The organism is Streptomyces mesophilus (assembly GCF_011044995.1).
Taxonomy (GTDB): Bacteria; Actinomycetota; Actinomycetes; order Streptomycetales; family Streptomycetaceae; genus Streptomyces; species Streptomyces mesophilus.
The window spans coordinates 1-11,818 of the sequence record NZ_JAAKZW010000018.1 but is presented as its reverse complement, the minus strand read 5'-3'; the positions used below and the strand labels follow the sequence as shown (position 1 = coordinate 11,818).

Below are 11,818 nucleotides of genomic sequence, written 5' to 3'. Positions count from 1 at the left end.
CACTCCCCGTAGAGAAATCCGCAGAGAAGACCGCAGAGAAATCCGCCCACCTCAGAAAGGCAGTGCCCGCATGTCCGTCACCGATTTCGACATCCGCCGCGTCGGCGGCCGCATAGGCGCCGAGATCCTCGGCGTGGACCTCTCCGCCGACCTCGCCCCGGCGGTCGTCGCCGAGATCAACACCGCGCTCCTCGAGCACAAGGCGCTCTTCTTCCGCGGCCAGGAGCTGGACGACGCGGCCCAACTGCGCTTCGCCGCCCACTTCGGCGAGCTCACCACCGCGCACCCGACCGTGCCCTCCGTCGACGGCCAGCCGAACATCCTGCCCGTCGACGGCGACGGCGGAAACCGCGCCAACCAGTGGCACACGGACGTCACCTTCCTGCGGACGCCGCCCAAGGCATCCACCCTGCGCAGCCTCGTCGTCCCGCCCTACGGCGGCAACACCCTGATCGCCAACTCGGCCGCCGCGTACCGCGATCTGCCCGCCCCGCTGCGGGAGCTGGCCGACCGGCTGCGTGCCGTCCACACCAACGACTACGACTACGCCGCACCCAAGTCCGAGAAGGCCGCCGAACACCGCCGGCAGTTCATCTCCACCAAGTACCGCACCGAACACCCGGTGGTCCGCGTCCACCCCGAGTCGGGTGAGCGCGGCCTGTTCATCGGCGGCTTCGCCCAGTCGCTCGTCGGCCTGTCACCGTCCGAGTCCCGCGACATCCTGCGGATCCTCCAGTCGTACGTGATCCGCCCGGAGAACGTCGTCCGCTGGACCTGGGCCCCGGGCGACCTGGTCCTCTTCGACAACCGCATCACCCAGCACTACGCCCCGGACGACTACGGCGACCTGCCGCGTCTGCTGCACCGGGTGACGGTCGCCGGTGACGTACCGGTAGGTGTCGACGGGGAGCACAGCCGGGTCCTGGAAGGGGGCGAGGCGGCGCACTACACGCCTGCCGCTGCCTGAGCCTTACGCCTTCACGCTTCACGCTTTGCGTACGGGGCGGGCGAGGTGACCTCGCCCGCCCCGTACGCGGGTGCGGCGGCCGGATCCGGGCGCCCGATCAGGTGAAGTACCCCGCGGGTGCGCGCGCCAGCGCCGTGCCGCAGGGTGGCCGCCGCCCAGCATCTCCGGTGTGATCATCGAACGGAGGGGCGGCGCGGCGACGAGGCGGCGCCTCGTGCTGGTCACGCTCCTGAGCCTGGGGTGCTGGGCCTGGGCCACGGCCGGTGCCACGCACGCGCACGGCCCCGGTACCCCCGCTGTCACGCACGGCCCCGGTGCCGCCGGGCTCGCCCTCACCGTCACGGTGAACGCCCGCCCCGGCCCCGACGCCGTACGGCAGGGAATCCGCACCCGGGCCCCGGTCGTGACGACGTATCACCTGACCAACCGGGCCGACGCGGACCTGTACGACATCCGCCTCCTCGACCCCACCCTGCCCGGCGCCCGGATCCACTGCCCCGGCGGCGGCAGCGAGGTGCGGCTGCTGACCGGGCTGCGCTCGGTGCGCTGCACGGCGGCCGGCCGCGCGCGCCCGGGGACCTGGACCGGCACCGTCCGGGCGACCGGACGCCAGCCGCAGCTGAACGAGACCGTACGAGCCCACGCGCGCTCCGGATACGCGGGCGTCCACGCGGGCCTGCGCCTCACGGAATCCGCGCGGGTGACCGGCGCCCGCGCGGCCGAGGTCCGCTACACGCTGACCAACCCCGGCAACCGCGCCCTGTACGACATCCGGCTCACCGACTCCGCGCTCACCCCCGCCCGCATCAGCTGCGCCGGCGGACGCGCGGTCGTCGCCCACCTTCCCGCGGGAGCCACGGCCCACTGCACGGCGCGCGTCACGCGCGCACCCGGCCGCTACACCAGCCACGGCACGGCCGTCGGCAACGACCGCCTCCGCACGCTCACTCCCCGAGGCGGGCTGGCACGCCCCGCCGACCTCACGGCACGCGCCACTGCCGGCTTCACCATCCAGGCCCCGCCACCACCGCGTTCGCGTCCGGCGCGCCCCGCCACGCCGCCGCCCGCTGTCCCGAGGCCACCGGTCACCGCCCTGGTCGTCGCCCCGCCGCCCGCCGAGGTGCTCCCGCTGCTGATGCCGCCGCCGGGTGTGGAGGCGGCACTGGGCGCGGTGCCCCCGCCGCCTGCCGCCCCTCCCGCCGTACCGCCTGCCGCACCTCCAGCCGTACCGCCTGCCGTGCCTCTCGCCGTACCGCCTGCCGTGCCTCCCGCCGTACCGCCTGCCGAGAACCCACCGGATGTCCCGCCCGCCGCGCAGCCCCCCGCCCGGAACCCGCTGCTCGGTCTGTTCGTCCGCCCGGACCACAGCCCGACCGGGCTCGGCCTGCTGACCGCGCTGTTCCTCGTACTGCTGCCCGCGGCCCTGGCGGCCGCGGTGCTCGGCGCGCGCAGGCGCTGAACCGAACAGGACGGACCACCCTCCAGATGACCGAAACCCTCGCCATCGTCGTCGGCGTCGCCCTGCTCGCCGCGGCCGTCGTGCTGGTCAAGCACCGTTTCTGGCCGCTGGGCCCCGACGACGAACCGCGGGAGGACGTGGCCGAGTACATCTCGATGATGGTCGGCGTCCTCTACGCGCTCATCCTCGGACTGGCCCTCGTCTCCGTCTGGGACAGCCACTCGACGGCGGAGGACCACACCGCCGCCGAGGCGAGCGCCGCGCACCAGATCCACCTGCTCGCCGACGGACTGGCGCCCTCGCAGGCAGGGGCCCTGCGCGACCGGATCGAGGCCTACGCGCGGCACGTCACCGAAGCCGAATGGCCGGTGATGGCCCGGGGCGAGCAGCCCGACGACACCGGCTGGCACCTCCTGCACGACGTACGCGCCGCCGCACAGCTCCCCGTCGACGCGACCCCGGCCCAACAGGTCGCAGGCCTCGAGACGTTGGGCCGGCTCGGCACCCTGGACGATGCGCGCCGGGGCCGCGAGTCCGACGCGGGGGAGAGCCTGTCGCCGGTGATCTGGCTCGGACTGATCGTCGGCGGACTGCTCACGGTCGCCTTCATGTTCATGTTCGGCGTCAAGCGCAGCTTCACCCATGTCGTGATGGTGATGGGCCTGTCCGCGCTGATCACGTTCACCGTGCTGCTGATCTATCAGCTCGACAGCCCCTTCAAGGGACTCTTCGCGGTGGGACCGGACGCGTTCACGCGGTACTTCTGACCTTCCGGCTGTACGTCCGGGCGTTCGGCTGTACGTCAGGGCGTTCGCTCTCAACTCGCCTCGCTCGCTGGGCTGTCCACCGGGCTGTCCACCGGAGCCTTCGCCCGCGGATCGACCGCGTCGAGCACCGGCAGAGGACGCGGATAGGGCGCGCCCAGACCGTACGCCTCCGCGAGCTTGTCGGCGAAGGCGGCGGCGATACGGAGTTCGCCGTTGGGGTTGGGGTGGGTGCCGTCCCAGGTGTGCTCGGGCGCGCGGAACTCCGCGGCGGTCTCGGCCACCTGGACACCCTCCTCGGCGGCCACCTTCCGCAGCACCTCGTTCGTCGAGGCCACGAGGGCCGCGAACTCCGGGTCGTCCAGGGCCTTCCGCGTCTCGAGCACGGTCCCGATCAGGACCTTCAGGCCGGGCGCGGGCCGGCGCGCGTTCGCCAGGAACTCCCGCAGATTCGCGGCGAACTGAGGAGGCGTCACCCCGTACCAGAACAGGTCGTTGATCCCGAGAAGCACGAGCAGATACTCCGGCTCGTACTCGGCGACCTTCTCCTCGATGACGTCCTTCTCCTGGACGTACGGGCGCCCCCACTGGGCGTCGTGGTCACGGTCGAAGTCGGGATCGGCGTAGGTGGCGTCGTCGTCACCGACCTCCGCGGTGCGGGCGTTGTCCAAGGTGTCCTTGGGCCCGACGAGATCGATGCTCAGCCCCTGGTTCTTCAGGTGCTTCCAGAAGAAGTACCGCCAGGTCCAGTCACCGCTGCTGCCGTGACTGATCGAATCCCCGACGATCATGAGGGGGATGTCGCCCTCGGCCGGCTTCTTCATGTGACGCTCCTTGCGTGGGTGGACGGATCCTTCAGCCAGCCCTCACCGGGCAGATACCGCCGCACGACACGCGCAGGGACTCCGGCCACCACGCAGTGGTCGGGGAACGTGCCGCGCACCACGGCACCGCCCGCGACCACCACATTGCGGCCGAGGGTGGTCCCCGGCAGCACGATCGCCCCGGTGCCGAGCCAGCAGCCGTCCCCGATGACCACGGGGGAGTTGGCCGGTGGCTGGCTGCCGACTGGGGTGTCCGGATCGGTGTACGTGTGGTTCTGGTCGGTCACGTAGACGTACGGCCCGAGGAACACGTCGTCGCCGATCGTTACGGACCCGTGCCCGACGATGTGGCTGCCGCGGCCCACACAGCACCGCGCCCCGATCCGGACCACGAGCCCCGGCTCCGGCTGCTGCCCCGGCCCGAAGAACCCGGCCGAGATGCTGACCTGCGCCCCGACGAGGGTCCCCGCACCGATGGCGATGGCCCGTTCACCGAACACGGCGCCCGGCGGAAACGCGAAGCACGCCCCCTCCCCGAGCCGTGCGAACCGATAGGGCCCGGGCCGTGCCGCGGACACCCGCCCGTACGTCTCGGCGAAAGCCCAGGCACGCTGCACGAGGGCGCTGCACAGACGGTGCACCAGCGGGACTGACATGAGGACTGGATAACCCCTGCGCCCGGCCGCCGATCACCGACGCCGAGACCGGCGGCGCACATTCCATCGTCCGGCTCAACGCGGGCAGCGCCCGGACCCGTTCCGGAGATTCCGGGGATCGGGCCTGATCCACAAGACAGGCCCCAGCCCTCGAACATGGACCAAGGCCCTATCCCTCGAACACGGACCAGCAGATCTCGTTCCGCAGCCGCTGGTCGTCGAGGACGAGCTCGCGGATCGGCCCGGGCAGCCGCTCCCGCTGCCATCGGCACTCGGCCCGCCCCGCGGCGTCCCCTTCGGCGGCCCGTACCGCCTTGATCGCATACGCGGCCGCACCGAGCTCATGCGCGGCGACATGGGCGACGCACGCGGCCTGCCCTGCGGCATACGCCGTATGCCGCGCCGCCCCGCGCAACTCCCTTGCCGCGCCCATGGCATGACCGCCCGCCGCCCTGGCCTCCATCATCTTGAGCTCACCCCGCACCCACGCCCGCGCGGCCCCGATCGCCTCACGGGGCCGCGAGTCCCCGGGCACCTCGGCCTCGAACAACCCGAGCACATGCTCCGCACACTCAGCGGCCCACAGTGCGAGCAGGTGGTGATCCGTATCGGTGAGCGTCCCGCCCCGCCGCAGGGTCACGAACCGCGGATCGCGCACCTTGGGAAGAATCACTGTCGCCTCTCCTCGTACCCGGGAAGAACCACAGTCGCCCCTCCTCGCACATCGGCACCTCGCTGCCCCTACTCTCTCCCGTATGAGGGTCCTGATCATCGGCGGCAGTGGCTTCCTGGGCACGGAACTGATCCGCCAGGCCGTGGCGGCGGGACACGAGACGATCGCCACGTTCACCACCCGGCGCCCCGGCCCGTCCCCCGACGTCGCATGGCGGCACCTCGACGTCAGGCACGCGGCGGATGTGGCCGGGCTGATCGCCGACGTCGCCCCCTCCGTGGTGCTCAACGCGTCGAGCGGCGGGGCGCATTGGGAGGTCACCGCCGATGGCGCGGCCCACGTCGCGCTGTCCGCCGCCCGGCATGGCCGCCGCCTCGTCCATGTCTCGAGCGACGCCGTGTTCTCCGGCGCCCGCACGCACTACGACGAGAGCTGCCCGCCCGACCCGCTCACCCCGTACGGCGCGGCGAAGGCCGCCGCGGAGACGGCCGTACGCCACCTGGCACCCGCCGCGGCCGTGGTACGCACCTCTTTGATCATCGGCCATGGCCGGTCCACGCACGAACGCCTGGTGCACGCCTTGGCCGTCGGCTCCCGTGCGGGTGTGCTCTTCACCGACGACATCCGCTGCCCGGTCCATGTGACCGATCTGGCGGCCGCGTTGTGGGAGCTCGCGCGCTCCGACGCACCCGGAATGTTCCACCTCGCGGGCCCGGACGCCGTGAGCCGCCACGAGCTCGGCGTCCTCATCGCCCGCCGCGACGGCCTCGACGCCACCCGCCATCCCACCGGTCTCCGCACGGACGCCCCGCACCCCGGCCCCCTCGATGTACGCCTTGACAGCTCGGCGACTCAGCGGCAGTTGAGAACAAGGCTGCGTGGTGCGCGCGAGTTCCTCGGTTGAGGGAGGGGCAAGGGGGAATGGGGTCTTGATCGAGGGTTGCGCGTAGGCGAGGGTCGGTCCACCGCCAACGGGGGAGATCGTCGGCGACCTCCAGGGTCGGTGATCTCCGGAGCGGCTCCGTGATCTCCGGGCGTGATCTCCGGGAACGGCACGGCAGGCGAGGGAAGGGCGGCATGGAGGCGGAGCGACGTGGGCGTGCGGTGGACGCGGTGCGCAGGACGGCACTCGGGCTGGGACTGCGGGTCGACGACGTCGTGGTCGTTCACGACTCGGACCGGGCCGCCCTGCGGCTGCTTCCGTGTGACGTGCTGGCCCGGGTCGGGCCCGCGGAGGCGGACGGGTTCGCGTTCGAGGTGGAGGTGGCCCGGCGGGCCGCCGCGGCCGGGGCTCCGGTGGGTGAGCTCGAGTCCCGGGTCGATCCCGGTGTCCATCTGCGCGACGGCTTCGTCATCTCGCTGTGGAGGTACTACGAGTCCGCCGGTACGGAGATCGCGCCGGCCGCGTACGCCGACGCGCTCCTACGCCACCATGCCGCCCTGCGCCGGACCGAGCTGGACGCACCGCATTTCACCGAGCGGGTCGACGCCGCACTGAGGGAGGTCGACGACGTCGACCGCTCACCCGAACTGCCCGCGGTCGAACGGGATTTCCTCAGCGCCACGCTCGCCGGCCTCGCGTCCGCGATCGGCAGCGACCCCGAGCGTGACCAGCTGCTGCACGGTGAGCCGCACCCCGGCAACCTGCTCGACACGAGGAAGGGGCCGCTCTTCGTGGACCTCGCCACGTGCTGCCGGGGGCCGGTCGAGTTCGACCTCGCCCACGCCCCCGAAGCCGTGGACGCGTACTACGCCGGGGCCGATCTCGCTCTCGTCGGTCAGTGCCGCGCCCTCAACTGGGCGTTGTTCTCGGCCTGGCGCTGGCGTGAGGACGACCGGATGCCCGACCGGGAGCACTGGCGGGCGGAGGGCCTCGACCGGATGCGTGCCGCCCTCGGCCGCTGAGCCCCCGCCGCCCGCCTCGCTCACCCCGCCCCGCACAGCGGCAGCACCACCGACCGCGACCCGAGCACCCCCGTCCGCACCGCCGCCCAGCACGCCACCGCCGTCGGCTCCACGGCGAGCCCGCGCCGGGCCAGGTCGCGGCGGGCCGCGTCCAGGTCGGGCTCGGGGACCGTGAGGAAGCCGCCGCCGAACTCCCGTACCGCGGAGAGGATTTGACGGGCACGCGGGGGGTGCGGGATCGCGATGCCGGCGGCCGCGGTGTCCCGTAGCGGCGCCGGATCAGTCAGGTCGGGCGAGCCCGCCGCCCACGCGCGGGCCAGCGGCGCGACCGCCTCGGCCTGCACCGCGTACAGCGCGGGCAGCCGGTCGATCAGGCCGGCCGTGTGCAGTTCGCGCAGGGCCAGTGCGGCGCCGAGCAGCAGGGTGCCGTTGCCGACGGGGACCACGAGGGCGTCCGGCAGGCGTCCGCCGAGGTCCTCCCAGATCTCGAAGACGTACGTCTTGGTGCCGTGCAGGAAGTACGGATTGTGCACATGCGAGGCGTAGAAGGTGCCCGGTGCGTTCGCGGCGGCGCGGGCCGCGCGGGCCGTCGCCTCGCGGTCGCCGGGCACCTCTTCGACCTGCGCGCCGAACTGCCGGATCGCGGTGAGCTTCTTGGCGGCGGTACCGGCCGGAACGTACACGGTGCAGGGCAGTGCGGCACGGGCGCAGTACGCCGCCACCGCACGCCCCGCGTTGCCGCTGCTGTCCGCGATGACCTGCTCGGGACCGAGGCGCGACGCGAGTTCGGCGAGCATCACCGCGCCGCGGTCCTTGAAGGACAGCGTCGGCATCAGGAAGTCGAGTTTGGCCGAAACCTGCCCGGTCAGCGCGACCAGTGGCGTACGCCCCTCGCCGAGGCTCACGGAGGGGTTTGCGAGCGGGAGCGAAGACCCGTACCGCCACAGGGAGTTGACCCTGCTGCCCAGGGTCTTCAGATCGCCGGGCGTGGGATGGAAGTCCAGGTCGAGGGGGCCTTCGCAGACGGGGCAGCACCAGGCGAGGGTGCCGCCGGGCACCCGCGTGCCGTCCTTGGGGCAGACACAATCCGGCAATGAAGTCATGAGCACACGCTAATCACGCCTGGTCGCGACGGTGTGTCATGTCGGCCGTATGGCACGTCTGTTACGTGTGCGCAGGACCCTTGTGGGATTCCTATGGATCCGTCAACCTTTCGCTCAGCGATCCGGCGGACACGTACCGGCATCGGGTTGGCATGCCCATGCGTAACGCTCGGAAGCCGTTCCACGCACGCCGCATCACCCGTTCCACGCACCCCCCGCACCACCCCCCACCAGTGCACCATCCACGAGGAGGATCCCTCAGATGGCACAGAAGCGTCCCGCACGGCGAAGACTGGCAGGCAGATCACTGGCAAGCGTCGGCGCCATGGCCGTGGCGGCCCTCGCGCTCGGCGTGGTCTCCGCCCCCCACGCAGGCGCGGCTCCCGTCGGCACGATAGAGAACGCCGGCGCATCGGGAGCGATACCGAACAGCTACATCGTCACGCTCGACGAGGATGCCGCGAAGTCGGACTCCGCGAAGGGCAAGGCGCTCGCCAAGGAGTACGGCGCTCAGATCGAGCGTACGTACAAGGAGGCGCTCAACGGCTACGAGATCGAGGCCACCGAGGCCGAGGCGGAACGATTCGCCGCTGATCCGGCCGTCGAATCGGTCACCCAGAACCGCACGTTCAAGATCTCCGCGACGCAGCCCAACCCGCCCTCGTGGGGCCTGGACCGCATCGACCAGAAGACCCTGCCGCTGAACCAGAGTTACACCTATCCGGACAAGGCCGGTGAGGGCGTCACCGTCTACGTCATCGACACCGGTGTCCGGATCACCCACAGCGACTTCGGCGGCCGTGCCTCCTACGGCTACGACGCGATCGACAACGACAACACCGCCCAGGACGGCCACGGCCACGGCACGCACGTCGCCGGTACGGTCGCGGGCGGCTCCTACGGTGTGGCCAAGAAGGCGAAGGTCGTCGGCGTCCGGGTCCTGAACAACTCCGGTTCAGGCACCACCGCCCAGGTTGTCGCGGGTATCGACTGGGTCACCCGCAACGCGGTCAAGCCGGCCGTCGCGAACATGAGCCTCGGCGGCGGCGCCGACTCGGCCATCGACACCGCCGTACGCAACTCGATCGCCGCGGGCATCACCTACGCGGTGGCCGCCGGCAACGAGTCCACGGACGCCTCGACCCGCTCGCCCGCCCGCGTCGCCGAGGCCATCACGGTCGGCGCGACCACGAGCAGCGACGCCAAGGCGAGCTACTCCAACTACGGTTCGGTGCTCGACCTGTTCGCCCCGGGCTCCTCGATCACCTCGGCGTGGAACACCTCGGACACCGCCACCAACTCCATCTCCGGTACGTCGATGGCCTCCCCGCACGTCGCGGGCGCGGCGGCGATCCACCAGTCGCTGAACCCGTCGGCCACCCCGGCCCAGACGCGTGACGCCCTGGTCGCCGCGACCAGCACCGGCGTCGTGACCAGCCCGGGTACCGGCTCGCCCAACCGCCTCCTGCAGGTCGGCGGCGGCACCACCAACCCGCCGGGCAAGGCCTTCGACAACGCCACGGACTACGCGATCGCCGACAACGCCACCGCCGAGTCGCCGATCACCGTCAGCGGCGTGACGGGCAACGCCCCGGCCACGCTCCAGGTCCCGGTCGTCATCCAGCACACCTACATCGGTGACCTGCAGCTCCAGCTGATCGCCCCGGACGGCACGGCGTACACCCTCAAGGGTTACGGCACGGGCGGCAGCAGCGACAACATCAACACCACGTACACCGTGAACGCCTCCTCCGAGGTCGCCAACGGCACGTGGAAGCTCCGGGTCAGCGACAACGCGAACTACGACACCGGAAAGATCGACTCGTGGGGGCTGCGGTTCTGAGGCTCCCCGCTTGCTGAACGGCTCGTGAGGACGACCGCCCCGGACCTCGTCCGGGGCGGTTTCTCACGCGTTCTGTTCCGTACGCGGGCCTCGCGCCTTCTGTTCCCGTACGCGCTCTCACGCCTTCTGTTCCCGTACGCGCGCGTAATGCCGGGCGGCCCGTGCGCGGTTGCCGCAGGCCGCAGAGCACCACTCGCGGCGCGGATGATCCTTGACGAAGAACAGGACACAGCCCGGGCCCTGGCAGGCGCGCAGGTCGTCGAGACCGGGCCCGGCGAACAGGTCGACGGCACCCTGCGCGATCGAGGCGAGCACCGCCGTCACGGGCGGACCGTCGTGCTGGAGAGACGAGGCGGGCGACTTCTCCCACCGCAGCTCACGCCAGCACGGGGCTTCGGCGGCGCGCTCGTTGAGCATGTCCAGGGCGGCCTGCGGAGGCCGGGCGCCGCGTACGGCACAGGCCGCGATGGCCCGTACGGACTCCCGGAGTTCACGGGCCCGCTCCAGATCGGCCTCGTCGACTGACCGCAGAACGGACGTGGACAGCGGGACCGGAAGCCGGTCGTTCACACCCTCCAGCCAGAGTGCGAGCTGTTCCACCATCCGCAGCCCGTCCTGGGGCCGGCCCCGGACGGCATACGTGGCGTTGGCCAGCTCGATGGGCAACGGTTCGCCGAGCTGTGGCCCCGTGGTGACCTTCTGCACCACGTCAGGGTAGTCGGCGCCGGGGCCCATCGAGCCGGCCGTGCTCAGGCGAGGGTGCGGCGCAGGAACCCGCGGATCAGCTCCGCGATCTCCTCGCCGTGGGTCTCGAGGGCGAAGTGGCCCGTGTCGAGCAGGTGGAGCTCCGCGTCGGGCAGATCGCGCAGGAAGGCGCGGGCGCCTTCGGCACCGAAGATCTCGTCGTGCTCGCCCCAGGTGATGAGGACCGGCGGCCGGTGGGTGCGGAAGTACTCCTGGAAGGCGGGGTAGCCGCCGAGGTTGAACTGGTAGTCCCAGAACAGCTGGAGCTGGATCTCCTTGTTGCCCGGACGGTCGAGATACGCCTGGTCGAGGGCCCAGGTGTCGGGGCTCACGCGGTCGAGGCGGTCGGCGGGCACACCGTGGGTGTACTGCCAGCGGGTCGCGTCCGCGGTGAGCAGCTCACGTACCGCCGCTTCGTTCGCCGCACGGTCCTCGGCGTGCGCAAACAGCACGTCCCAGAAGGAGGTGAAGCCCTCCAGATAAGCGTTCCCGCTCTGCGTGACGATCGCCGTGACCCGGTCCGGCTGCCGGGAGGCGATACGCAGCCCGATCGGCGCCCCGTAGTCATGGATGTACAGGGCGAACGTGTCCAGACCCAGCTTGTCGAGCAGCCCCAGGGTGATCTCGGTGAGCCGCTCGAAGGAGTACCCGAACTCCTCGTGGGACGGCATCGCCGACTGCCCGAAGCCGATGTGGTCCGGTGCGATCAGGTGGTACTCGTCGCTCAGTCCGGGCTCGGCGAGCAGCTTCTGGAACATCGCCGAACTCGACGGGAACCCGTGCAGCAGCACGAGCGCCGGCTTCGTGGGGTCGCCCGCCTCGCGGTAGAAGACGTCGTAGCCCTGGATCTGGACGGTGTGGTGGCGGACGGGGTGGGGGC

The 11,818-nt window shown here is 71.6% G+C and carries 12 protein-coding genes; 6 read left to right on the top strand and 6 right to left on the bottom strand.

What is annotated here, in order from left to right; all coding sequences use genetic code 11:
• The first annotated feature begins 70 nt into the window (after positions 1 to 70).
• The 3 genes from G6045_RS08225 (at position 71) to G6045_RS08215 (ending at position 3,193) form a co-directional block, all read left to right on the top strand.
• A complete protein-coding gene (locus G6045_RS08225) occupies positions 71 to 967 on the top strand; it encodes a TauD/TfdA dioxygenase family protein (protein WP_165331181.1) in 897 nt (298 codons plus the stop codon).
• A 169-nt stretch (positions 968 to 1,136) separates the two neighbouring features.
• Positions 1,137 to 2,426 carry a hypothetical protein gene (locus G6045_RS08220; RefSeq protein ID WP_165331180.1) on the top strand — a complete coding sequence of 430 codons (1,290 nt, stop codon included), beginning with the start codon at positions 1,137 to 1,139 and terminating at the stop codon, positions 2,424 to 2,426.
• A 26-nt stretch (positions 2,427 to 2,452) separates the two neighbouring features.
• Entirely contained in the window at positions 2,453 to 3,193 is a 741-nt protein-coding gene (locus G6045_RS08215) for a bestrophin-like domain (protein ID WP_165331179.1), read from the top strand.
• Between the two features lie 50 nt (positions 3,194 to 3,243).
• Here G6045_RS08215 and G6045_RS08210 read toward each other — a convergent pair whose 3' ends face one another.
• From G6045_RS08210 to G6045_RS08200, 3 genes are all read right to left on the bottom strand, one after another.
• Complete coding sequence (locus tag G6045_RS08210; RefSeq protein WP_165331178.1) at positions 3,244 to 4,014, bottom strand: SGNH/GDSL hydrolase family protein; 771 nt, start codon at positions 4,012 to 4,014, stop codon at positions 3,244 to 3,246.
• Positions 4,011 to 4,670: an acyltransferase gene (locus G6045_RS08205; protein ID WP_165331177.1), complete on the bottom strand. Its 660-nt coding sequence runs from the start codon at positions 4,668 to 4,670 to the stop codon at positions 4,011 to 4,013. The genes G6045_RS08210 and G6045_RS08205 overlap by 4 nt, the downstream gene beginning before the upstream one ends.
• Positions 4,671 to 4,839: 169 nt before the next feature.
• Positions 4,840 to 5,343 carry a putative immunity protein gene (locus tag G6045_RS08200; RefSeq protein WP_165331176.1) on the bottom strand — a complete coding sequence of 168 codons (504 nt, stop codon included), beginning with the start codon at positions 5,341 to 5,343 and terminating at the stop codon, positions 4,840 to 4,842.
• 82 nt (positions 5,344 to 5,425) lie between these two features.
• Here G6045_RS08200 and G6045_RS08195 point away from each other — a divergent pair, with 82 nt between their 5' ends.
• Both G6045_RS08195 and G6045_RS08190 read left to right on the top strand, forming a co-directional pair.
• The gene (locus tag G6045_RS08195) at positions 5,426 to 6,247 is read left to right on the top strand and encodes an SDR family oxidoreductase (RefSeq protein ID WP_165331175.1); all 822 of its coding nucleotides are present in this window, start codon (positions 5,426 to 5,428) and stop codon (positions 6,245 to 6,247) included.
• Between the two features lie 173 nt (positions 6,248 to 6,420).
• The gene (locus G6045_RS08190; protein WP_165331174.1) at positions 6,421 to 7,248 is read left to right on the top strand and encodes an aminoglycoside phosphotransferase/kinase family protein; all 828 of its coding nucleotides are present in this window, start codon (positions 6,421 to 6,423) and stop codon (positions 7,246 to 7,248) included.
• A gap of 20 nt (positions 7,249 to 7,268) precedes the next feature.
• On the opposite strand, the gene G6045_RS08185 is transcribed toward G6045_RS08190, so the two are convergent.
• Positions 7,269 to 8,351 (bottom strand): pyridoxal-phosphate dependent enzyme, encoded by a 1,083-nt coding sequence (locus tag G6045_RS08185; RefSeq protein ID WP_165331173.1) that lies wholly within the window; start codon positions 8,349 to 8,351, stop codon positions 7,269 to 7,271.
• A gap of 262 nt (positions 8,352 to 8,613) precedes the next feature.
• Between G6045_RS08185 and G6045_RS08180 the strand changes: the two genes are divergently transcribed.
• Positions 8,614 to 10,194, top strand: a complete 1,581-nt coding sequence (locus tag G6045_RS08180; protein ID WP_165331172.1) for a S8 family peptidase — start codon at positions 8,614 to 8,616, stop codon at positions 10,192 to 10,194.
• A 117-nt stretch (positions 10,195 to 10,311) separates the two neighbouring features.
• Here the strand turns inward: G6045_RS08180 and G6045_RS08175 are convergent, their stop codons facing one another.
• Both G6045_RS08175 and G6045_RS08170 read right to left on the bottom strand, forming a co-directional pair.
• The gene (locus G6045_RS08175) at positions 10,312 to 10,899 is read right to left on the bottom strand and encodes a CGNR zinc finger domain-containing protein (RefSeq protein ID WP_328707698.1); all 588 of its coding nucleotides are present in this window, start codon (positions 10,897 to 10,899) and stop codon (positions 10,312 to 10,314) included.
• Positions 10,900 to 10,943: 44 nt separating this feature from the next.
• Positions 10,944 to 11,818 (bottom strand): alpha/beta fold hydrolase (locus G6045_RS08170; protein ID WP_235967699.1); only part of this gene is annotated, 875 nt, incomplete at its 5' end.

What these genes read in the sequence shown, in the direction of transcription:
- G6045_RS08180 (WP_165331172.1), top strand. Translation starts at nt 8,614, where the DNA reads ATGGCACAGAAGCGTCCCGCACGGCGAAGACTGGCAGGCAGATCACTG.
- G6045_RS08215 (WP_165331179.1), top strand. Translation starts at nt 2,453, where the DNA reads ATGACCGAAACCCTCGCCATCGTCGTCGGCGTCGCCCTGCTCGCCGCG.
- G6045_RS08225 (WP_165331181.1), top strand. Translation starts at nt 71, where the DNA reads ATGTCCGTCACCGATTTCGACATCCGCCGCGTCGGCGGCCGCATAGGC.
- G6045_RS08185 (WP_165331173.1), bottom strand. Translation starts at nt 8,351, where the DNA reads ATGACTTCATTGCCGGATTGTGTCTGCCCCAAGGACGGCACGCGGGTG.
- G6045_RS08205 (WP_165331177.1), bottom strand. Translation starts at nt 4,670, where the DNA reads ATGTCAGTCCCGCTGGTGCACCGTCTGTGCAGCGCCCTCGTGCAGCGT.
- G6045_RS08210 (WP_165331178.1), bottom strand. Translation starts at nt 4,014, where the DNA reads ATGAAGAAGCCGGCCGAGGGCGACATCCCCCTCATGATCGTCGGGGAT.
- G6045_RS08195 (WP_165331175.1), top strand. Translation starts at nt 5,426, where the DNA reads ATGAGGGTCCTGATCATCGGCGGCAGTGGCTTCCTGGGCACGGAACTG.
- G6045_RS08190 (WP_165331174.1), top strand. Translation starts at nt 6,421, where the DNA reads ATGGAGGCGGAGCGACGTGGGCGTGCGGTGGACGCGGTGCGCAGGACG.